Consider the following 22,847-nt stretch of genomic DNA (forward strand, 5'->3'; position numbering starts at 1 on the left):
TATTCACTTATTTTTTCCTAACGAAAACCACATCTAGCAAACTATGTTTATTATATCATATAGACATCACTTATACAGTTCGATGAATTAAGTGGGAATTGTGAGAATCTATGCTTGAATAAACCGGCCACCTGGTCATGAGCAGACGCTTGGGCCAATAGGCAGAAATAATGCTTGCGAAAATTCGTACTTCTGTGTCAAAATCGATATCGATTCGTTCAGATCCCTTTTGGTTTCTTTTACGAACATGGCAACGAGTTTTGAAGAGTCCGCGAACCATTTCGCCGTGGGTGCAGCTCTCATTACTCCTTTTTTCTTTGTTTGCTTGCCATAACGCATAGGCTACTAATGCCTCCGTAGCGAACACGAATTCCATATGCGCGGTTGCTAATGATGAGATAGGCTCCCTTGTACGTTGCAGGGCTGTATTCATAGTCCTCTATGCCAACTTCTTTCAAGCGAACAGTGACGACCGCGGCAATAGGGACACGCTTATCTTTCGAGATCGCTTGCCCTTTCTTGAAGGACAACCAGATTCATACACCAGCGATACGTTTTGGATGAAGAGTCGAACAACCAGCATAAGAAAGGCAATTTTTTGGCGTAGGGATGGGCAATAAGCGTATCATCCAAGTTTATGACGTCACCTGGTTTTAGTGCCGTAACGCTAACTTCTTGAAGCCTTGCCGCACGTTTATGACCAAACGTTCTCCATGCAAACGAAGTTGTGAAAAATCGACTAAGTGTATACTGCGCAAGCTTATAGGGTTTGAACATGGTCGCAAGTAGAGCGTCCTTACTGGTTAACAAAGCCATTTGGTTCACAGACGAGTGGTTTTCCATCTGTTGGTATGAACTGCATAAGTCATGTGATTTTTTTCTATAGGATCTTTCTATACCGTTCATCAAATTAACCACCTGCTCTGAACATTTAATAAAAATGATCAAAGAGCCGCAACCATTAAAGAAAGCCGAGCGAAATCAGTTTATGGTTAACTGAAGATCGTCGGCTTAGCAGTAAGCTTATTAAGGTGATAAGATAGCTGAAAGTGAGTCCACACCTTATAGATTTGCACACTACGTTAATACAATGAAGTCGTTCCCTCTGTCTCTTCTATCCTTTAGTCGCGCCTGCCGTCAGACCGTCAACAAAGTGCCTCTGCAAATACATGAACAGCAGCGTAATCGGTATGGCAATGAATACCGCTCCCGCGGAGATCGGCAATATTTCTTTACGCAACTCCGCAAAAGTTTGCATTCCCTTAACCGCACCCTCGTTGTTTAGTCCAATGTCAGCAGAATCCGTGCCTCCGCTCCCGAAGATATAACCACCAGTAGATCCGATGAACGGATAGCTGTAATAGAAAAACGGCACATCGAACATAAACGCGTATTTGTTGCTTTCGGGATCGTTAAACGATCGCCCGAACTCGATGACTTCTTCCATCGTCTTCGGAGGCTCAGAAATCAAATCCTTATTGTAGAACATGGCATAAGTCATGACCTTGATGGGATAGCCGAACAGCTTGTTATTATACGAAGCCGCGGCGACCGCCACGTCCTCGTGCTCGCTGCGCGTCGCGTCCGCAAACTCATCGTTAGGCAGAATCAGCCCGGCGCTTGCCGCCTTGCCCAGATGGTCCTAGGAAGTCGTAATGACGTCTGCCGCAATGCCAGCTGGACCGTCCAGCTCGAATTTTCCGATTTGATCCATCGTTCCAAGCTCCTGCATCTTCACTTCGACGCCGTATAGTTCCGTAAATTCCTTGACGATGGCATCCACAAAAGGCCGGGCTTCTTTGCTCTCCTATACCAGCAAGCTCGCGCCAGTCTCCGGTACAAGCTCCGTATCGATCTTCTCGAACGCCAGATCGAACTGGCTTTGCACGGGAGTTACGCCCGCTCCGGACTCGGTTGTGCCGTTGGAGCACGCGGCTGCGGCGAGCAGCGATAGCGTTAAGAACGCGCCGCGAGTCAGTGTTTTACCCCGTATTCATATCGATTGACTTAGCATCCAACTTTGGACTTCATAATGCAACGTCTTGTTGCTGTCGGCGACGAACCGCCGCTTCGGGACGTCCGCCCCCTCCGGGCCTGCTTCCCTTAGACCAGAATGCTCTGAGACGTGAAAAGCAAATCCCGTATTTCTCGGCAGGAAAAGCCGCCTTCGGTAGGAGCGAGGTCCGGACTTCTCCAGTTCCGCCCCCGCATATACTCTCGCCGTTGCCGAGGTATCGTCTGGTACGACAACTTCCAGCTCCACTTCGACCTTTTCGGATAATTCCGGCACGATCCTGATTATTGTCAATGCGTTCAGCCCATGTCCGCTGTATGCGATCTCACAATCCCCCGTCTTGACTGCCCGGATCAAGCCTGTCGGATCGACCGCCGCTGCGCCTTCGGGCGTTACGCGAAAGCTTGCGTCCAGGTCGACCGAAACTAAACCGCTTTCATATGAGACAAGCGGGTATACCCATGCCTCGGCTCCCTCGATCCCGGCGATAGGATCACCGGTCAACTCGGCTGAGACGGGCGATCCTTTGTCTCCGAAGAAGAAGACAAGCGGCGCGTATACCCTCTGCTCCCAAGCTGCCTCGTTATGCTCTGCCATCGGTTCGTAGCAGAACACGAGGTCGTCTCCAGACCGGTAGCCTAGCTTCAAGAAATGCTCCACCATGTGCCTGACGTGATCGACACGCACAGTCATGCCTTCCATGCCGCCAGCATCTATCCATAATTGAAACGGTCCTTTTCCATCGAAAGTCTGAACGATGGGCAGATGCGTCATCGTCTCCTCATTGTATTGGGCAAAATAAGGCGAAACCATGGCCAGCTTGCCAAAAACGTCGGAACGGCGGAACCCGATATGGTAAGTCGCGAGCCCGCCTCTGGACGAACCCATCAGTGCGGTGTGGCGGCTCTCATGCTTCGTCCGGTAAGTACGGTCGATGTAGGGTTTAACTTCCTCCGTCAGGAAACGTTCATAGAACTCTCCCCGGCAAGGGTAGTCGAGCTCCTCCGCGAACGAGCCTTGATGCGCGAACTCGCTGTTTCGCTCCAGCCCCATATTCGAAACCGCCACGACGATCAATTTTTCGATGCGTCCTTCCGCAATCAGACGGTCGCATACGCGGTGCAGGTTCCATGACTGCCCGTTAAATGCTTCATGGAATACGTTCTGCCCGTCATGGACGTAAAGTACCGGATACGTCCTGTCCGCTTCCTGCCCGTAGCCGGGCGGCAAATAAACGAAAATGTCCCTTTCGTTGCGCATAATTTCCGATCGGAAATTCGCGATGGTTTCCACTCGCGAAGGCTGCGTCATTCTAATCTCCTCCTCTCTTCCCGTAACTGGCCTTAAGTCTATCCAATTATGAACCGTGTAAACGACTCTCTTGTCCTCGTCCGTGACAAGCCTTCTGTAAGGCATCCGCCCGAAATCCCGATCGACCTCTTCCTTATCGTAGCCCCGGGTGATGAGAAAATCGAACGTTAATCCTCTAGGCAAACTGACCGTTCCGCCATACAATCCTTTGCCGAGCTTCGGAACGCCGAACGTCGCATAAATCTCGGCATCTTCCGGCGTTGTATCCGGCACGCGAATTTCAAGCTCGACGACGACGGTCTCAGATAGCCGTTCCACGACAGTATACATTCTGGATGCTTCATGGCCCCCATAACGGCAGACGATCGTCGCAGTGCCGGGTTTCCGTGGAAGCAGCCTTCCGTCTGGCGAAATCCCGAGGACATCCGGATTATCCGTCTGGTAATCGGCTCTGAGCAAACTGAAGCGTATGCCGTTGTGAAGCGCGGCAACCGCATTAACGACCACTACAGGCCCGTCGACACCGACGATACCGTCCCCTTCAAGCGCGAGAACCGACACATCGGCGGCTTCGCCAAAGAAGTGCAGCAGCGGCATGTGCGCCCGGCGGCTCCAGTCCCATTCGGAATGCGCGGCTTCCATGTCCAGATAATAATAAAGCTCCTCACCTTGCTTCCAGCCAGCTTGCTGCATATTCTCCGCGACGCTCCGCACGTGGGATGGCATGAAGAACCCCTCCGCCCCACCTATGTCCATCCATATTTTCTGCCCATCATTATAAGGATACAGCCGATACTGCGGCGTTTCTTCCAGCGTGCCGGGATCTACCTGGACGAAAAAAGGCGACAGGATGCCCAGCATGCCGAATACGTCCGGACGGCGGAGCCCGATGTTGTACGTTGCAATGCCGGCCGCCGAGGAGCCCATTAACGCCGTATGCTCCGCATCCGGCAGTGTCCTGAATGCGCGATCTACGATTGGCTTCAGCTCTTCGATTAGAAAATGCTCGTAAAGCTCGCCGACGCAGCGAATAGGATACGCGCACAGGTCGTGGAAATATTCACTGGTTCCGTCCTCGTACTTATGTTCGACCGCTACGATAATAATTGGCCGAATCAGCCCTTCCGCCAATAGTCGGTCCGCTACGCGGTGCATACCCCAGGACTCTCCGGATGGCTTGCTCGGCTCGAATACGTGCTGGCCTACGTGCATGTACAACACGGGATACCTTACGGACGGATCATCGTCATAGCCCGCAGGCAAATAAATGTAGATGTCTCTTTCGTTCCCCAGCCGGGATGCGTGCACCCCGGGTAATACGATCAGCTTCGATTGAGCCGAATTTTCCATATTGCATAGCCCCTCCTGAGAACTTCATTCTTCAAGTTTTAACTTAACCGGTTAAGCGGCTTCAGTATAGGGCGTTTCCCGTGGCTTGTCAACGGCAAGTTTGACATCCTTCCAAGTTCGGACTTATGATTATCTAAACTTTTGATCCTAACGAGGCGGTTACTGATACGATGAAAAAAACGACACTTCGCGACGTAGCCAAAGAAGCCGGCGTCTCCGTCGCCACGGTAAGCTATGTCCTTAATTACGTGAGCACCCAGACGATTCCAGAAGAGACGCGGCAGCGGGTCTTTACGGCAGCGAGCAAGCTTCATTACGTTCAAAATTTGACGGCGAAGTCGCTCTCACTGGGTAAAACCAACGTTCTCGGCGTGCTGTTCGTCAGCACCGGAGACGCCCGCATTCCAAAGCCGGTCAGCTACGGAGCTTTCCTTGACGGATTAGAGCGCCGATGTCGGGAGAAGAGCTATCATCTCCTTGTATCCCAAATTGATCCGGCCAAACCCAATTTCGAGATCATTGCCGAGCGCAAGCTGGATGGCGTCTTTCTGATTGACGCTATGGCCCAATCCTTCCATGCGATATCGAGGAATCTGCAATACGGCTCGCCGCTGGTTATCGTGGACAGCTTAATCGACGATTCCTTGTTCCGGCAAGTCAATCCTGATTTCCAACGATTGTTCAGTGATCTGAACTCGTCATTGCCGGCCGGACAGCCTTATGCTCTCATTCACGAACACATGTCGAACGAGCGGTATCACGAAATCATTCGATCCGCTTCGGGATTGGACGAATCGCTCGTATTTGCGGCCACCAGCGACGAAGAGTCGCTCAAGCAATTTATCCAGCAGCACGAGAACAAGCCTCTCGTCGTCTTCAACGAATTTTTGGCCTTGCAGGTACTGAAGTACCTGAGCCCGGAGAACCTTGTCGTCGTCTGCACCTCGGAATGCCCGGAACTCCTTCCCGAGCAGGTCACAAAGTTCGTTTTCACTCGTTCCAAATCCGAGGTCGCTTTCGGCTTGATGAGCGCGCTACTGCACACTCCTTTCGGCACTTCCGAGGATCAGTACATCTCTCTGGGCAAGAAGGATTAAACGGCTGGGGCTCGTCATGAACCTATGAGACATGGAGGATGAACAGATCCATAGAACGAGTAGCTCGCTGTATCTTTAAGACGGATTTCGCTAACCATGCGCATTTCCTCGCGGAAGAACAGTTTCACATCGAACCCCATGATTACGTCCATTGGTTCAATTTCCAGAAACCACGGGACACTAGATTATTTTATTAAATGACATGGTTATCTTTAATACGTTTACAGATGATGAATTCTAATATGTTGTGATATGAAGTTAATCCACCAGTTGAACATATACATTTTTCAATTAGTCTTATTATTGAAAAATAGAGTTGCACCTAATCAATTTACAGGAATTCTAAAGGTACCTTAATTAAATAATCTAAAAGAAATGCTCGCCTTTGAATTAGGCGAGCATTTCTTTCTTTAAAAAAAGCTTGGTAATATTCAGAATTTCTTCAGAAAGTTCCTAGTCAGTAACTAAGCATTCTTCTCTATACTGATATTGTCGGGCGACCTCAACACTATTTATGTCTGCCTTTTTCAATTGTTGCTAGCCTCTTTCATGAACACGCGTTTATGCCATTGTCATATACATTTCATAAATTGGCTGTCAATCCCTTTGCAGCAACAATATTTTATTTTTTCAATGTGCTCATCCTTATCAAATAGATTGATCTTGTATAAACACGTGTTTATGTTATACTTTGCTCAACATAAGTTATTCCTGCTAGCGAGAAAATATTCGAACAAAGGACGGGGTTTCGATGAGGCTTGGAGGTCAGGTTTTTCTAGAAAATAAAAATCCTGAAAGTTGGTCAAATGCACTTATACAAGCGGGCTTCCGCGCAACAACCTGCCCCATAGACGGCAATGAAGATATTAGCGAGCTGGATGATTACTTAGCCGCAGCAGCAAAACATGATATTCTGATTTCCGAGGTCGGCGCATGGAGCAACCCTATTAGCCGAAATGAGGAAACAAGGCGCAAAGCGATTGCCTACTGCACGCAGCGTCTGGAACTCGCAGAACGGATGGCTGCGCAGTGCTGCGTAAACATTGCGGGGTCACGCGGTGAACAATGGGACGGACCCGATCCAGAAAATTTCAGCGATGAAACCTTTGAGCTGATTGTAGAGACGACGCGTGAAATTATCGATGCGGTTAAACCAGAGAGAACCGTATTTGCCTTGGAAATGATGCCGTGGGTGTTCCCAGATTCGGCCGACTCCTATCTTGCCTTGATCAAAGCGATCGATCGCAAAGGCTTTGGCGTACACTTCGATCCCGTCAATATCATTAGCAGCCCTCGGGCCTATTACCAAAATGGCGAGATCATCCGTGATTTTTTTGCAAAGCTTGGGCCATATATTCGGAATTGCCATGCGAAGGATATTTTGCTGCGCGGCCAATTGACCGTTCATATGGATGAGGTCATCCCAGGTCAAGGCGTGCTTGATTACCGGACATTTCTTACCGAGCTGAACAAGCTGCACCCGGATACGACGCTCATTATCGAGCACCTATCCACCAATGAGCAGTATCAGCAAGCTCGTGAGTACATATGCAAGACGGCTTCAGAGCTTAATATATCGCTGTAAAGGAGATCGGCATAATGAATCACGAACAACTCCTGGATGAATTGAAGCGCGAGGAAGAGGAGCTGCAATTCGACTCCTTCACGAACGAAACCGCCCTGCAAATCGGGCTTGGGCTCATTGAGCAGGCCAAATCGGAGAACAAGTCGGTAACAATTGATATTCGAAAAGGCGAACAACAGCTGTTTCACTATGCTTTTCCCGGCACCTCGGCAGACAATGATGACTGGGTCATGCGAAAAGCACGCGTCGTCAATCGTTTCGGAGTCAGCTCCTATCGTATGGAAATCGAGTTGCGCGCTGCCGGTACAACGCTTGCCGAGCGTTATTCGTTATCCCCTTCGCTCTACGCTCCTTATAACGGAGCGTATCCCATCTACGCTCGAGGATTCGGGGTAATCGGAACCATTGCTGTATCCGGATTGCCGGATGATCAAGATCATAAGCTGATCACTTCTGTGCTCCGAAATATACTTAAACGAGCCTAAATGTAGGTTCCAATAGAAAAAAGGCAGCAGCGAAAGGATTTCTCCTCTAGCTGCTGCCTTTTCCATCGTATCCAAGCATGAATGATTATGCGTTATAAAATGCTTCTAATTCGCTAACGACCGCTGCAAGCGATCCGTCTACGCGAGTCTGACGCTGTTCTTTGTTGAACAGCGAAGCGATTTGCTCAGGGAATTGCTGCTCGATGCCGCAAAGCTCGATGGCTTCGTTGAACTTAGCCGGATGAGCCGTCGCAAGCGAGATCGTGATTCCTTGTTCATTGATGTATTTGTCAGCCGCAGCGACGCCGCAAGCTGAATGCGGATCAAGCAGGTAGCCGTTTTCCGCTTCATATTTCTTAATCGTGCTCAGGCACTCTTGGCCTTGTACGCCATGCGCGCCAAACTCGGCTTGCACTCTGCTCAGCGCATCGCCGGCAATGACGATTTGTCCTTCGGCTTTGAACTGATCCATCAGACTGCGAATTTGAGCAGCATCCTCGCCAAGCACATAATACAAGTAACGCTCAAAGTTGCTGGCTACTTGAATGTCCATCGATGGGCTGTACGTGCTGCGGAAGTCGCCCGGCTTGTACACGCCCTCAAGAATAAAGCGCTCCAAAATATTGTTCTCATTCGTAGCTAGAATGAGCTTGCCTACAGGAAGTCCCATACGCTTCGCTAGGTAACCTGCAAAAATATCACCGAAGTTGCCTGTCGGTACGCTAAAGTTAACCTGCTTCGCATCCGTCTGCTTCACCACTTGGAAGTAGGCATAGAAATAGTAAACCGTCTGCGCCAAGATTCGAACAAAGTTGATGGAGTTGATCGCCGCAAGCTGATTGTTAGCTTTAAAATCAAGGTCAGCGAACAAATCCTTAATCATGCGCTGGCAATCGTCGAAGTTGCCATCTACGGATAGATTGAGCACATTGTCGTCCTGAACCGTCGTCATTTGCAGCTCTTGTACTTTACTTACTTTGCCATGTGGATGTAGAATACAAATCTTGATGCCGTCTTTGCCTTTAACGCCCTCGATTGCCGAAGCTCCTGTATCGCCGGAAGTAGCACCGAGTATATGAATTTTTTTATTTTGCTTCGCTGCAACATACGTATAAAGCTGGCCCATGAACTGAAGCGCGATATCTTTAAAAGCAAAGGTAGGCCCGTGGAACAGCTCCAGCAAATAAAGATCATCCTTCAGCTTGCGGACAGGCGTTACTTCCGGGTCACGGAAAGTAGCATAGCTCGCGTACACCATATCTTTCAAATCCTGTGCTGGAATCTCATCATTCGTAAAATGTGAGAATATAGCAAGTACAAGCTCTTGATAGCTAAGATTCTGCCATTCCTTCAATGTTTCAGCTGAAATAACTGGAATTTCGCTCGGAACAAGCAGTCCTCCATCGTTGCCTAAGCCCATCATAAACGCATCGATAAACCCTATTTTGCCAACATTTCCTCTTGTACTAATGTACTCCATCTGTAAATAGCCTCCTACATGCGCACAATTATCGTCAAATTTCGTTATTTAAATCATATCATCGTTTTCCATAATAATCGATTGTTTTCACAACAGTATATCATTTTTATCATCTAACAAGCTAAAACGCATTCGGCGTTCTTTAGAAAAAAAATATACTGCCTTATATTTAAATAAACGAAAGACATCCCTTATTTTGGGATGTCTCGCGTTAAACCTGCTATTTGACGAAGTTTGCTACAATCGATGCAATCTCGGCGCGTGTAATCTTTTCCTTTGGCCTGATTGAACCATCCTCATAACCTTTAATGATACCCGCTTCCGTTAATGCAGCTATCGCTTCTTTGGCCCAGCTGGACACGCCTTGCTCATCCGCAAAGGATGGTTTGGCCGCTCCGGAGGCAACGATCATTTGATCTTTAACCGCTCTATACAAAATAACGAATGCTTCCTCTCTCGTCATTTCCTGATTCGGCTTGAAGCTGCCATCATCGAAACCAGTTATAATTCCAGCGGCATACAAGCCATTCACATATTTACTATACCAAGCCGTCGGCGTAATATCTCCGAAGCCAGATTCACTGCTTTCTGCTTTGAGGCCTAACAATCTGTAAATAACAGCTGAAAATTCCGCTCTGCTCATTTCCTGATTCGGCTTAAAGCTGCCATCTGGAAAACCGCCCAAAATGTTTTGGTCCGACAGCTTGTTAATCGATGCTGCTGCCCAGTGCCCTGCTGTATCCTTGAAATGCGGCTCTGGTTCTGGGCTCGGTGTTGGAACCGGACTTGGCGTTGGGTTTGTTCCAGGGTTTGGCGTCGGACTAGGCGTTGGATCTGGACTCGGACTTGGTGTAGGGTCCGGGCTAGGGCTCGGTGTTGGATCTGGAGTTGGATCTGGAGTTGGGCTAGGCTCTACGCCAGTGTCCTTCTTTTTCTCCACCGTTACGACAACCTTAGCTGTAAATCCACCGTCTACCGTCACAACCGTAAGGGTAGCTGTTCCTTCTTTTAGAGCTGTAACAATGCCGTTTGTATCGACTGATGCAATGGCTGCTGCATCGCTGGACCATAACACGGCTTTATTATCCGCGTTCAGCGGTGCAACTTCTGCATTCAGTTGCAGCTGCTCTTCTTCCTTCAGCATAACCGCATCCTTGTTCACCGTAATTCCTGTTACATGAACAGCCGTATCCGGCTGCTTTAACACAGTAAACGTGAACGTTCTTGTTACAGTCGATTTTCCATCTGATAGAACAGCGGTCAGTGTTACAATCTGATCTCCATTTTCAAAAACAGGCCGTGCAACAGTACCGCTATTACTAATGATTGACTCATTATCTGATTGCCAAGTAATGGTTGCTCCATGCAATCCAGTCGTTGGCAGCTCGAGATCCGTCAGCACTGCATCCTTGCTGCTATTCTCCCCAAGGAAGCTCAGGTCGTCTAATTGATCGGCCGCATGTTGAAGCAGCAGCACCTCCATGCTTGCCAGCTTCTCATTTGCCGCCACATTAAGCTCGCTCACTTCAGAGGCAAGAAGTGCGCCATTATAGATTTGGAAGTCTGCGATCATACCGCCAAAATAAGCGTCTCCCGCATAAAAGGATTTTCCAATAAAACCGCTGATGCCGTTTTTATTGTTAATTTGATCGAGAGTAAAGCCGCCAGCATTACCAGACGAAACTAGCTGGCCGTCTACATACAGCGACAGCTTGTTTTCTGTACTCGACATTACTGCCGTAACGAGCTTCCAATCATCTGATTGGAGCAGCGGCGCTTTCGTCGCCACTTCATTGCGCCACCCATTCGTTGCGATACCGAATCGCGCCGTGTTGTCTGCATTATATTTTGGCGTCATATACAAATAATGTGTATCGCCTTGTCCAAGCGCAAACAGCCATTCTGCACTGTTCTTGCCTTTCCAATTGACAAGGGCAGATACCGTGACATCCGTCAGCCCATCCAAAATACCCTGCGGCATTTCAATATAAGAGCTTGTATTGCCGCCAGCAAAGCTGATGGCTCCCGCTGCATCCGTCTTAATCCACTCCGCGTTGGCAGGGTTAACCCATTTGCCATTGTATTTGCCAGTCTGGTCAATGACCGAAGTGCCTTCCAGCTTGCTCATGTCATAATGGACAATCAGCTCTGTAGGAGTCTCAACAACATCGCCTTTGCTATCCGTTATCATAATCCAGCTAATTTGCGGATCGGAACTGGTGGCGCCTGCATTCGCTGCTCTATGCACCGTCAGCTCCAGCTTTCCGTTATCAACGGCTACATTGCCATAGCTAAGCACATCTTTTGCTGAGGAGAAAACATACCCGCTTGTTTTTACCGTTCCGTTCAGCAAAATATCAGCTATCCGTTTGCCATTTGAATACTGGGACCACGGGTCGTACAAGCCTACATAAACATCGTAGCTTCCATTATCGATGTCGAAGCGGTACGAGAGATCATTGCCTGCATTGCTTTTCAAATAACGCAATCCATCAAAGATATTGCCGCTGTTCGTACCGGATGTCAGCGTATTGTCTCCGATATAACCCCAAGTTTGATTGTTCGCCGGATCGTATTTCTGATCGATAACGTTTCCGTTTAGCAAATGATATTCGCCAATCAATTGAGTAATATTCTTATAATCTGACGTTTCCGCACCGCCTGCATGAACAAAATAAGTGCTGCCCTCTGGAATGACATACATCTGATGTTCAATTATTTTATTGGAGAGCTCAGTCAGCTTGCCGCTGACGCGCACCGTCCCCGGAATTTTGAATGACGCTTCATTTATGCTCCAGCTCATCGGCGTATCCTTCACCGTTCCATCCGATAAGGTCACTTGTACAGTAGTCGGAAGTGCTGGCGCTTTGCCAATTGTTGTACTTGCAGGAAGCGGAGTATTTAATGTCACCTTCCCCATGCTGTCGAGTAAATCAAGCGACCACTCATCATGCCATTGAAGGGCAATTTCATCATTTTGACCAAATTCAATCGGCAGCCAAATATAGCGGGAATTCGCAAGATCGTTTTGATTCCAGCGGTCACCCATATAGATGAATTTCCCCGCAGCCGCGTCTACTGTAATCACTTGAGTGCTCTGCGAGCCAAAGGTCGTTGAGCTTCCAGGCGCAACATCGCGCATCGTTTTCCACGGTCCCATCATGCTGTCGGCAACCGTATATTTGCCCACGTTCGGAGCCCAGCCCGTCGCACCGGATGAAATCATGTAATATTTCCCTTGGTACTTAAATAGTGCTGGCGCCTCGCGCTGAGCGAGCGGGAATACGCGCACATAGTCCTCGCCATGCACTCCCTTGTACTCCGTATCTCGCTCCTCGTTGCCGTCTTTATGCCAACCAACAACATCTGTATACGAATCATTGAGCTTGGAGATATACATCGTTAAATTTTCTTCACTCGAATAAATCAAATAACCGGTGCCGTCGTCATCCTTAAATAACGTCATATCCCGCGCCATGCCTGGCTGATTTGGCTGGCCGTTATCAGTTGCTCCCTTAGGCGCTTGGTCCATGCGGTGGCTCTCCTGATAGACAAAAGGTCCGAGCGGAGAGTCACTAAGCGCATAGCCGGCTTCTGCTTTCGCATAGTTGGCTGTCGATGTCGCACTTGGGCCATCCGTGTGCATCCACATCACATATTTTTTTGTATGATCGTTATAAATGACTTTAGGACGTTCAATGATGCGATCCGTACCGATGTCGTTTAAAATATCAGCTTGATCTGTCCGACCAGCATATAGCTCTGAAATAAGCGGATCATTCTCAAAGTCATCTATGGAATCGATCGCTGTCAGGGCGAGTCCATGATCCTCCCAGTTGTACAAATCCTTGGACGCGTAAACCCTTACCCCTCTGGCAGGCAAATAACCATAGGTTTTATCCTCGCCATACCAGTAATAGGTTTGTGTATTCTCATCAAACATCATGCCAGCGCCGTGCGCTTGAATGAGCGCCCCGTTCGTATCTCTCCAAACCGCACCGGGCTTAAAAGAATTGTATGTCTCTTTAACCGCCAGCTCTGATATCGCCTTTGATAATGCTGCGATAGCCGAAATAATCTGCTCCTGAATTGCGAGATCCGTAATATCCGCACCGCTGCCCACTAGCGATTGCAGAATGGAGTCACTCTCTTGAATGACCTCGTTCAGTACTGCGAGACTGAATGGCGTATATTTCGTGTTTGCTGCTTCAGCTCTTGCTGCTGAAATCTTGTCATCTAAATCAGAAAGTGGAACCGTTCTGTTCTGTCTAATGATGAGATAATTAACGAGTGGATCGTTATAGTTTGAGAGCGCAGCTGTCGCCGGCCCTTGTATCCTTACGTTTAACATCCCATCGGTAACGCTGATTTTGCGATAAGTAACCGATTTTTCAGCCCCTTCACCGCCAATTGCAAAATCACCGCCAGAAACGTTATTCCCTTCCAGCAGCAAGTTCACGCTTCTTCCGCTCCACGGATTATTGAAGCCAAAGGTCACGTCATATTCGCCTGTTGGCAGCTCAAAGTCATAAGCCAGTGCCTTATCTCTAACCTGCGTACCGTTATAATATCTTAACGATCCGGATTTGGTCGTTGCATCCCAGACGTTTGTGCCGCTCGTTGTCGTCACCAAGCCCCATGATTTAGATGTTAGGGGATCCATTCCATATACCTGCTCCGTAACCGAGCTATACAAGCCCAGCTTGTCGTTCCCTTCAACCGTCTTTGGGGTTGAATCGCCTGCATTAACGAAATATAAAATATAATCGTTATCCTTCAGCTCCTGCTCTGTAAAATCGTCGGTGACAGCTAAAGCTTCCTCTAGCCCTTCACTTGCTGCGTTTACAGGGGCAAGCGAGGTTAGAAAACTTGCTAATAGAGAGAAGCATAGCGCCAAAGACAGCCATTTCTTTCTTTTCAACAATTGAATTCCTCCTTTAGTTTGGGTATCCGCTCTTTATGTATGCGTTTGCAGATCATGCTGCTTAGAACGTCTCCATGAATGTTAGCCTAGGTGTACCGTCTCTTCAACTGAACAATTTAGACAGCAATGAACTTCCATTAGACCGCCTAATTCTCCCGAAAATGAAGCGTTTATGTTCACTCAGGTTTGATTTTTTCACCTGCTCAAAACGGTGTGCACACATGTGAAAAAAGAAAAAAGACTGCCCGTGGGCAGCCTCTACTTCTGTGCTATTTATGCAAATCTCGTCTCTTGATAAGCATTCGATTATTGGAAACGATACGAATAATACCATAAACAAACAACCCAACAACGATCATATACAAGCCTAAAATGATTAATGACCATGGATTGAACATTTGTAACGGAAAAATGTTAATCAATATAATGGGAAACTGTGCGAATAATACGACTGAAAGCAGGGACAAAATTCTTTTGTTGCGATCAATTAGAGAATCCAGATCGGAGTAGATTTCAGGCCGCACCTCACTGTAGGGCATTCGCCAAATATACCAGCCTGCGCCGGAATATACGAGCTCCCAGCCTGCTTCTTTAAACAGCTGCACATAGTTTGGGTCTTTGTTCATCTGATAGTCGAGGCAATATCTTAGCTTTCTAGTCTCACCCTTCTGGAAATGGAAACGAACGACATTGCCGCTTACTTTCCTCAGATGCCATCCTTCAGCTTCCTCTTGCTCAAGCCATCTCTCTATTTTTTCCGAATCCCAGCTTACCCACCATTTCGTCACCCGTTTCTCGTTATTCATGAAGTTTCCCCTCCACTTTTAAACTATTATGATACAGCTCCCCTATCCGGTTCATCTCTAGTTTGAGCAAGGTTTTACCGTCATCCGTGATGCAATAAAATTTACGCCTATCCTCTTCAAGCACAACTTCAATCAAGCTGTCTTTTTCCATGCGCGACAGGCTTCCGTACAAAGTCCCGGCGCCTAAATGAATTCTGTTGTTCGTTAGTTCATCTACATGCTGCATGATCCCGTAACCATGACGAGTCTCTACAAGCGACAGCAAARTATAAAAAGCCGTTTCCGACATAGGCAAATAATTGCGAAGTAATTTCTCCATTGTGACTCGGCTCCTTTTGTGTGGAACAACTGAAAGTGTATATCACCCCATGCTATATCACATCTCGATATATCATGATGCGATTGTATCACGACACGATATATAAGTAAATCATTCCCATGCAAAAAGAAGACCACTGCTCGTACGCAGTGGTCTTCTTTTTTACCATTTAGGCGTTGGTATACTGCTCGCCATTATGTTCCATCATTCACAACAAGCCCAAAAATCGTCGCCATTGTAATCGCCTGTGCAGGCGAGATGATGCAGCGCCGCAAATCCTCTAGCGAAGCGCCTAAGCTGTTAAATTCACAGCTGCTAATATCGATGCCGCCAAGCTTCGTCTGTGAAAGCTGCGCTTGATCGATATTTGTTTCATGCAGAAAGAAATTAGCTAATGTCATATTGGACATGTCCGCTTTGGCTAACGAGCTTTTGTCGAATTTAACGCCTTTGGCATTGGTGAAGCGCAGTACGGCATAATCCGCCACACATTGCTCGAACCTTACGTTGCGCAGCATTGAGCCTGTCAAATCCATGCCAAGCAGCTTGCAATTAAGGAATGTGACCCTATGAAATACCGCTTCACTTAGATCGATATTTGATAAATCGCAGTTGTCAAAACGAACATCGGTAAATTCCGCTTTTCGCAGGCTTGTCGCCCGAAACGATACGTTATTAAACACCACGCGATCAAAACAAGGCTTATAAGCCGATTGATTATGAACACCGCTGTCTTGAATGATGCTGTCGCTAATCTCAATCTCATCCGCCCATTCGTAATCAGGAACGTCTAAAGATTGCAATTCGCTTGATATTTTAGGAGCTTCAATTTTCTCTTTTTTGCTGGACATAAGTATGAGGACCTGCCTTTATTATGAAATAAAATCTATACAACCTCAGCTTCTTTATATTATACACTTTCAAATCCTGATAGGACGAATTCGTTTTTTAAGCAACAAATCTTAAGGATGCGGATTGAACATTATGAAAAAACGGGTAATGAGTTGTATAGTTTGGCATCGCTAATGACTTCTTGTGCTCCCCCATCTATAATGTGAATAAATAAAGTATGCAATAAAGGGGGACTTCATTCCCTTTTTAGACGGAATAGAGGTGTGTTATGAAATACGAGATGTCGCTGGAGCAGCGCGATAACATAATGGGAACGCTCACGGAGGAGCAACGTCATTTTTTGCACCATGAGCTCGTTAGAGGCAGAAGAACGTTGTTCGCACGACAGCTTGCCCGAAAAAAATGCCAGTTCATTCCTGAGGATGCTGAATTCGAGGATATTGAATCGTTTATTGAAGAATGGGACTATATCGGGTTCACCGATAGCGGCGAAGTGTCTCCTCATACAAAATGTGAATGCGGCCGTTCCTTGCGCTACCAGCATCAGGTGCTTCATCTCCCTACCAATACGATTCGCTACTTCGGTATCGAGCATTTACAGCTGCATACCGGAATTGATGCGAAAGCTATATCGGATATTATGAAAGGCTTCGACATCCTCGATGGCGAGATGAATGAAATGTTATGCAAATATAGAGATGGCTGGCAGCTCGATCAGCATCTTTTTTTGCCGCTGCCATCYGAGCTTGAAGTACCTGCCGACATTCAAGCACATATCGATGCCAATCTTCCACTGCTGGAGCGACAGCTGTCCCGTATCCGCAGAAGACTGCATGAACTGGACCTAGCGAGCAGGAAGAAGCGAATAGCAGCCGCTTTAACCTTCTATGATCAATCGTCTTCAGAAGACGATGAACAGCAAATACCGGAGACCCCGAACCTGCATAGCGACTACCGTTCTGACAAGGACATCATGGAGAACAGTAATCAGCCTGTTGACCCTCCAAAACATTCGCAAGACTCCTTCGATTTTGGAGATAACGAAGTAACGCAAGGCGTACTCAGCTTTGACAATTCCGATGATGGCCAAGGTGCGTTTGTATTTGATGAAATCGAAAACAGTCAAGGCGCCTTCGTCTTTGATGAGATTGAGGAGAGCCAAGGCGCGTTTGTGTTCGATGAGCCTCCGGTGAACCAAGATGCGTTTGCATTCGAGGAGGCTGGCAAAAAATTAGGTGCTGCCGCAATGCGAGAATCTGAGCTAAGCAGCTCGAATGCCAAAACTTCAAGTCCCTTTTATTTGTCACAGCCGGCTCAGCGTGTCGTTGATGATGCTCTCAAGTACGGACGTATCAGCACATTAGCGATCTCTAACTTCTTAATTGAACAGAAGCTTGTACAAGATATACGAATGTCTACCGGAAAACCTGGCATCTACATTGCAGTGGCAGCCTATTTGGACAAGCTTTCAGCTGCAGGCCAATGTGAGCTCGTGCTCGGCAATTCCGAGGATCGCGTTTATTCGAATTCGAAGACTTCGTAATTGCTTTTTGTGCCGTGCGTTCATCCAGCTTTCTTTCCAAATCGAATTTCTATTTTTGAGTCCACTCTATCGACCTCGTTTTATTGTGAGAGCTTGACCATCGATATATCGAAAAGCATTGCTGCTTCATGGTCAAGCCTCTCCTCTATGGCAAAAACTCCGCGTAATCACTCATTTTTCTCTCGAATGAAATAATCAAATTCTCATGAATTATTAACGTCATATTTTACCATAATAATTAAACCTGCAACATAAACTTAATATTTTCCGTTTTTAAACTTGATAACAAAAATGACACCGAGGAGATTGATTACGATGAAGAAAAGATATTTTGCATTTATGCTTGTCATTGCATTAGGTTTGGTGCTGACGGCATGCTCAGGTTCAAACTCAAATTCAGGAGCTAACTCCAATACATCAGGCAACAAAGAAGAGCAATTCGTAACAACAAAAACGACAAAAGAGATGGTTGACGGCATGTTGGCCAAAATTGAACAACCCGCGTTAGCAGAAATGACAGGCGACATGGTGAAACAAATGTATTACTTCGATCCATCTATTCTGGAAGAATATACAATTATGTCGCCGTTAATGAATGTTAAAACAAATGAAATAGCTGTTTTCAAAGTGAAGGATGCTAAAGATATTGCTGCTGTTGAGGATGGAATCAAGAAACGTGCTGCGGATGTTCAAAAATCATTTGAAACTTATTTGCCGGATCAGTACGAAAACGCCAAAAACTACAAGCTTGTAGCGAAAGGCAATCACGTCTTTTTCGTCATTTCTGAACAAGCGGATAAATTTGTATCTGAATTCGATTCCTACTTCGCTAAAAAATAAGCAATATGGTATTCAGCAGTCTACTTTTCCTATTTCTATTTCTGCCTGCTGTATTGCTGCTGTATTTCGTGTCTCCGTGGCGAATTAAAAACTTTGTTTTATTCGCCACAAGCCTCGTATTCTACGCATGGGGCGAGCCTGTGTACATCGCAATTATGCTGCTCTCGACGGTTACTGACTACAGCTTCGGACTTGCTCTTAGCAACCCGAAGCGGAGCAGCCTGCAGCGGAAATGGATTGTCGTCGCCTCTGTCGTCGTAAACTTAACCTTGCTTGGTTATTTTAAATACGCTGATTTTCTCATTAACAATGTGAATGCACTATTAGGTACACAAATACCATTAACTGAACTGGCGTTGCCAATCGGTATCTCCTTTTATACTTTTCAATCGATGTCCTACATTATTGATGTTTATAGAGGTACAGCAAAGGCACAACGCAACTGGATTGATTTCGGTACGTTTGTCGCTTTGTTTCCTCAATTGGTCGCAGGACCAATCGTGCAATATTCTACAATTGCGGAGCAATTGCGCCATCGCACAGTGAACATCGAGCTGTTCGCTGAAGGCGTTAGACGATTTATTATCGGTTTAGCGAAAAAGGTGCTGCTCGCAAACAATATCGGACTGTTATGGAATACGATATCAAGCACAGGAGCAGATACGATGCCTGCCTTGACCGCTTGGCTCGGCATTATCGCCTTTGCCTTCCAAATTTATTTTGATTTCAGCGGTTACTCCGATATGGCCATAGGGCTTGGCATGATGTTTGGCTTTCGGTTTAACGAAAACTTTAATCGTCCTTATACGGCGCAAAGCATTACTGATTTTTGGCGCCGCTGGCATATATCGCTCAGCACCTGGTTCCGCGACTATGTGTACATACCGCTTGGCGGCAACCGCAAAGGTCCATGGATACAGCTTCGCAACATTATGATCGTATGGCTGCTGACCGGTATTTGGCATGGAGCCAGCTGGAACTTTTTACTTTGGGGCTTATACTTCGGCGTTGTTCTTGTGTTCGAGAAATGGTTTGGACTAAGGCTGCTGCAGCGAATGCCAGCTTGGGTTAGGCATGTGTATGCGCTGCTGCTTATTTTGATCGGTTGGGTATTCTTTGCCTTTGACGATTTAGGAAATATGGGTACTTACTTTGCTGCTATGTTTGGCGCCAATGACCAGCCATTATGGAACAATGAAACTTTCTATTTGTTGTACACAAATGCAATTTTACTCGTATTATTAGTGCTCGCATCCTTGCCTAAGCGCAAGCTCAAGGAAAACAGAAGTACGCGACCCGTTTTACAGCTTGGCTGGCATGCTTTGTTGTTCTTTATGTCCGTTGCTTACTTGGTTGATGCGACGTTTAACCCATTTCTTTACTTCCGTTTTTAATGTAAAAGGAGGCTGGCGGTTTTGAGCAAGAAGACGGACCACGTTTTTGTGTGGGGTTTCGTCGGTGTCCTATTTGCTATGTCGTTATTATTTTTTTTACTGCCCGTACAAGCATTCTCGGACGTTGAGAATCGCACGCTCCAGAAGTCACCTGAGCTGACTTGGGATAATCTTTGGTCTAAGAAGTTTGCCGATGATACGGAAAACTACGTAACCGATCATTTTCCTTTCCGAACCAACTGGGTATGGACGAAGTCTGTATTTGAGCAGCTTCGCCTGCAGCAGGAAAATAACGGTATCTACAAAGGCTCTGACGGTTATTTGTTCGAGAAATTTAATGAACCGAACTATAAAGATATAGAAGAATACACTGCTGCGGTGGAGAAGTTTGTACAAAACCATCCTAACGCCAACATCACCTTTATGCTTGCTCCGACCTCCATTGGCCTGTATCCAGAACGGCTGCCATGGCTGGCTGATGCTTACCCGCAAACGAAGGTAAACAGCTTTATCGCCGATCAGGTTAAAGGGAGCTTGTCGTTTATCGACGGATTCGAATTTCTGAAGCCTGAAGCCGGCAGCAGCAGACCGCTTTATTACAAAACAGACCACCACTGGACGACTTATGGCGCCTATCTAGCCTATGTTACTTACGCGGAGAAGATGGGCTGGACGCCAATGGCCGAGAAGGATTTCGACATCGAGACCGTTACCAACTCTTTTCTAGGCAGCTATCATACTCGCGGTCAGTTCAGCGGTTTAACACCTGATTCCATTGAAGCCTACAAAGCTAAAAACGGAATGAAAACAGATATGTACATGGCTGATACGGACAAAACCTTTACGACCATGTATGATTCGAGCTATTTGGAAAAGAAGGATAAATACTCGTATTTTCTTGGCGGCGTGCACGCTTTAATGACGCTTCACAGCGAGCTTCCTCCGAAGCAAGCCGATAAGAAGAAGCTGCTTGTCATTAAAGATTCATATGCGCACAGCTTCCTCCCTTTCCTGACGCAACATGTCGAGGATATCCATGTGATCGACATTCGCTACTATAACGGCAATATTAGTGACTACATGGAAGCCAACGGGATTGAGGATGTCCTGCTGCTGTTTAATACAACGACCTTCATTGCGGAACGCAATTTATTGAAGCTGAAGTATTGATGGTGGGTGGAAGTTCAAACAATGGATTCGCAAAACAAAGGAGCAGCCGAGATGGCTGCTCCTTTGTTTTTTGGCGTTCCTATCTGAGGTAACTTAGCAGCTGCTAAGCCGTTTAACAGGAAATACTCCCGCTAATTAAAACGATTATTTGCTCTCAAAGCCACTAGATGGAAAAACTCCTGTTATTTTCAGCATATCCTCACCAAATGGGCCTATTTGACGAATATAGCAGGAGAATTTCCTGCTAATGGGGCAAAAAGCCATTTATTTATCGAATTAACGGGAGGTTTTCCTTTAAGCACTAACAAAAAATTCAATCCATAAATAATACATTTTGCTGTGGCTTTTTCCATCTCCCTGGTGTCTAATAAACGTGAAGACAGGGGGAGGTTCACTTGATGTCAGGGGCCCACGACAAATTCGAGGACATTTTCACGCTATATTACGATAGAATTAGAAGATTTCTCTCGCTGAAGGTCGACATTCAGACTGCAGAGGATTTAACACAGCTAACGTTTATGAAGGCTATGGAGCACATCAATAGTTTTCGTGGTGATTCTAGTCTATTCACTTGGATATGCCATATTGCGAACAACAATTTAAAAAATGAATTCCGAAGAAAAGATCGTAATTGTGAAACCTATGTAGACTTAAACCACTTAGAAAATCGTTTTATATCTTTTGAATTCACCAAAAATGTAGAGATACGAATCGATATCACCTTAGCTTTAGAACAATTAAGCGAGATTGATCGTGAAATCATTTCGCTCCATTATGATGTCGGCTGCACTTTGAAAGAGGTGTCCGAGATTACTCAGATGAAATTAAGCGCAGTCAAAAATCGCCTGTACAGAGCTTTAGAAAAGTTAAGAAAAGAATTGCACAATGACGAGGAGGTTCGAAGCTTTATGTCTGTAATCGACTATATTACTGTTATTAGTAAAAATGAGCTTAAGGGTGCATCCGAGCAGGATAGCAAGGTGTATCAAGATATCATCAATCATCTGAAAACCAGCGTTGATCGTATTTGTACGCAATTAAGACATCAACCTTCAAAAAAAATATCAATAGAAATTTATCCAGATCTTCAATCCTTCCACCATGCGGTTGGTGAGCCAGATGCGCCCAATTGGTTTATGGGTATAATTGAGAATAATACGATAAAAATTGCTTCTCCGCTCCATCCAGGTCCAGAACATACGTATCAATCCATTCTTAAATCAACACTCCATCTCTATACGATTTGGTTGGTGACAGATATTAACCCTGCCGCTCCAAAATGGTTATACCAAGGACTAGGCGGATACGAAGCTGGTCTCATGACAAAGGAGTACATCGATTCTTCAATAGCAGAGCTTGTGAAACACAGCCAAATTCCTACTTTTGAGGATTTAGAAGATAACACATGGGAATTTGATGAGAAAAAGGGGTTTCAATTTTCTTATACGCTCTCTGAATTTGTTTTACAACACTATGGCATTGAAGCCCTTAATAAAATCATCAGAAATCCACTCGATTTTGAAGATGCATTCAACTGTTCTGCAGCAGAAATTCACAAACTTTGGTCTCATACACTCAAAGCAAGGTTAAATTAACATTTCTAGTGAAATGAGCCTCACCAGAAAAAGGGAAATGAATATAACGAAGCGAATCTAATGTTAGAATCCAAATGTTTGG

At 46.3% G+C, this 22,847-nt stretch carries 19 protein-coding genes; 9 read left to right on the top strand and 10 right to left on the bottom strand.

The window, feature by feature from the left end; all coding sequences use genetic code 11:
* Nucleotides 1–135: 135 nt before the first annotated feature.
* From AB4Z50_RS16910 to AB4Z50_RS16930, 5 genes are all read right to left on the bottom strand, one after another.
* The gene (locus tag AB4Z50_RS16910; protein ID WP_441880785.1) at nt 136–339 is read right to left on the bottom strand and encodes a hypothetical protein; all 204 of its coding nucleotides are present in this window, start codon (nt 337–339) and stop codon (nt 136–138) included.
* Between the two features lie 153 nt (nt 340–492).
* On the bottom strand, nt 493–816 hold the full coding sequence (locus AB4Z50_RS16915; protein WP_441880786.1) for a hypothetical protein: 324 nt from the start codon (nt 814–816) through the stop codon (nt 493–495).
* Between the two features lie 298 nt (nt 817–1,114).
* Nucleotides 1,115–1,636: an extracellular solute-binding protein gene (locus AB4Z50_RS16920; protein ID WP_441880824.1), complete on the bottom strand. Its 522-nt coding sequence runs from the start codon at nt 1,634–1,636 to the stop codon at nt 1,115–1,117.
* A gap of 6 nt (nt 1,637–1,642) precedes the next feature.
* Nucleotides 1,643–1,783: a hypothetical protein gene (locus AB4Z50_RS16925; protein ID WP_441880787.1), complete on the bottom strand. Its 141-nt coding sequence runs from the start codon at nt 1,781–1,783 to the stop codon at nt 1,643–1,645.
* A 210-nt stretch (nt 1,784–1,993) separates the two neighbouring features.
* Complete coding sequence (locus AB4Z50_RS16930; RefSeq protein WP_441880788.1) at nt 1,994–4,675, bottom strand: alpha/beta hydrolase; 2,682 nt, start codon at nt 4,673–4,675, stop codon at nt 1,994–1,996.
* A gap of 170 nt (nt 4,676–4,845) precedes the next feature.
* Between AB4Z50_RS16930 and AB4Z50_RS16935 the strand changes: the two genes are divergently transcribed.
* The 4 genes from AB4Z50_RS16935 to AB4Z50_RS16950 all read left to right on the top strand — a co-directional run bounded on the left by AB4Z50_RS16935 (nt 4,846) and on the right by AB4Z50_RS16950 (nt 7,842).
* Nucleotides 4,846–5,772, top strand: coding sequence for a LacI family DNA-binding transcriptional regulator (locus AB4Z50_RS16935; RefSeq protein ID WP_441880789.1), 927 nt, complete (start codon nt 4,846–4,848; stop codon nt 5,770–5,772).
* A 38-nt stretch (nt 5,773–5,810) separates the two neighbouring features.
* Entirely contained in the window at nt 5,811–5,969 is a 159-nt protein-coding gene (locus tag AB4Z50_RS16940) for an IS3 family transposase (protein WP_441880790.1), read from the top strand.
* A 554-nt stretch (nt 5,970–6,523) separates the two neighbouring features.
* Nucleotides 6,524–7,357 carry a sugar phosphate isomerase/epimerase family protein gene (locus tag AB4Z50_RS16945; protein ID WP_441880791.1) on the top strand — a complete coding sequence of 278 codons (834 nt, stop codon included), beginning with the start codon at nt 6,524–6,526 and terminating at the stop codon, nt 7,355–7,357.
* A 14-nt stretch (nt 7,358–7,371) separates the two neighbouring features.
* Nucleotides 7,372–7,842, top strand: a complete 471-nt coding sequence (locus AB4Z50_RS16950; RefSeq protein WP_441880792.1) for a heme-degrading domain-containing protein — start codon at nt 7,372–7,374, stop codon at nt 7,840–7,842.
* Between the two features lie 85 nt (nt 7,843–7,927).
* On the opposite strand, the gene thrC is transcribed toward AB4Z50_RS16950, so the two are convergent.
* The 5 genes from thrC to AB4Z50_RS16975 all read right to left on the bottom strand — a co-directional run bounded on the left by thrC (nt 7,928) and on the right by AB4Z50_RS16975 (nt 16,222).
* Nucleotides 7,928–9,322 (bottom strand): threonine synthase, encoded by a 1,395-nt coding sequence (gene thrC / locus AB4Z50_RS16955; RefSeq protein WP_441880793.1) that lies wholly within the window; start codon nt 9,320–9,322, stop codon nt 7,928–7,930.
* 220 nt (nt 9,323–9,542) lie between these two features.
* The gene (locus AB4Z50_RS16960) at nt 9,543–14,246 is read right to left on the bottom strand and encodes an S-layer homology domain-containing protein (RefSeq protein WP_441880794.1); all 4,704 of its coding nucleotides are present in this window, start codon (nt 14,244–14,246) and stop codon (nt 9,543–9,545) included.
* Between the two features lie 269 nt (nt 14,247–14,515).
* On the bottom strand, nt 14,516–15,052 hold the full coding sequence (locus AB4Z50_RS16965; protein WP_441880795.1) for a DUF2812 domain-containing protein: 537 nt from the start codon (nt 15,050–15,052) through the stop codon (nt 14,516–14,518).
* Nucleotides 15,045–15,371 carry a PadR family transcriptional regulator gene (locus AB4Z50_RS16970; protein ID WP_441880796.1) on the bottom strand — a complete coding sequence of 109 codons (327 nt, stop codon included), beginning with the start codon at nt 15,369–15,371 and terminating at the stop codon, nt 15,045–15,047. The genes AB4Z50_RS16965 and AB4Z50_RS16970 overlap by 8 nt, the downstream gene beginning before the upstream one ends.
* A 194-nt stretch (nt 15,372–15,565) precedes the next feature.
* The gene (locus AB4Z50_RS16975; protein ID WP_441880797.1) at nt 15,566–16,222 is read right to left on the bottom strand and encodes a pentapeptide repeat-containing protein; all 657 of its coding nucleotides are present in this window, start codon (nt 16,220–16,222) and stop codon (nt 15,566–15,568) included.
* Nucleotides 16,223–16,491: 269 nt separating this feature from the next.
* Between AB4Z50_RS16975 and AB4Z50_RS16980 the strand changes: the two genes are divergently transcribed.
* The 5 genes from AB4Z50_RS16980 (at nt 16,492) to AB4Z50_RS17000 (ending at nt 22,765) form a co-directional block, all read left to right on the top strand.
* A complete protein-coding gene (locus AB4Z50_RS16980; RefSeq protein ID WP_441880798.1) occupies nt 16,492–17,766 on the top strand; it encodes a hypothetical protein in 1,275 nt (424 codons plus the stop codon).
* Nucleotides 17,767–18,081: 315 nt separating this feature from the next.
* Nucleotides 18,082–18,606: a DUF4358 domain-containing protein gene (locus AB4Z50_RS16985; protein WP_441880799.1), complete on the top strand. Its 525-nt coding sequence runs from the start codon at nt 18,082–18,084 to the stop codon at nt 18,604–18,606.
* Nucleotides 18,607–18,611: 5 nt separating this feature from the next.
* Nucleotides 18,612–20,000, top strand: coding sequence for an MBOAT family O-acyltransferase (locus tag AB4Z50_RS16990; RefSeq protein WP_441880800.1), 1,389 nt, complete (start codon nt 18,612–18,614; stop codon nt 19,998–20,000).
* Between the two features lie 21 nt (nt 20,001–20,021).
* The gene (locus AB4Z50_RS16995) at nt 20,022–21,170 is read left to right on the top strand and encodes a DHHW family protein (RefSeq protein ID WP_441880801.1); all 1,149 of its coding nucleotides are present in this window, start codon (nt 20,022–20,024) and stop codon (nt 21,168–21,170) included.
* A gap of 398 nt (nt 21,171–21,568) precedes the next feature.
* Entirely contained in the window at nt 21,569–22,765 is a 1,197-nt protein-coding gene (locus AB4Z50_RS17000) for an RNA polymerase sigma factor (RefSeq protein WP_441880802.1), read from the top strand.
* Nucleotides 22,766–22,847 lie beyond the last annotated feature (82 nt).

The organism is Paenibacillus sp. 2TAB26 (assembly GCF_052115145.1).
In the GTDB taxonomy this organism is placed as follows: Bacteria; Bacillota; Bacilli; order Paenibacillales; family Paenibacillaceae; genus Pristimantibacillus.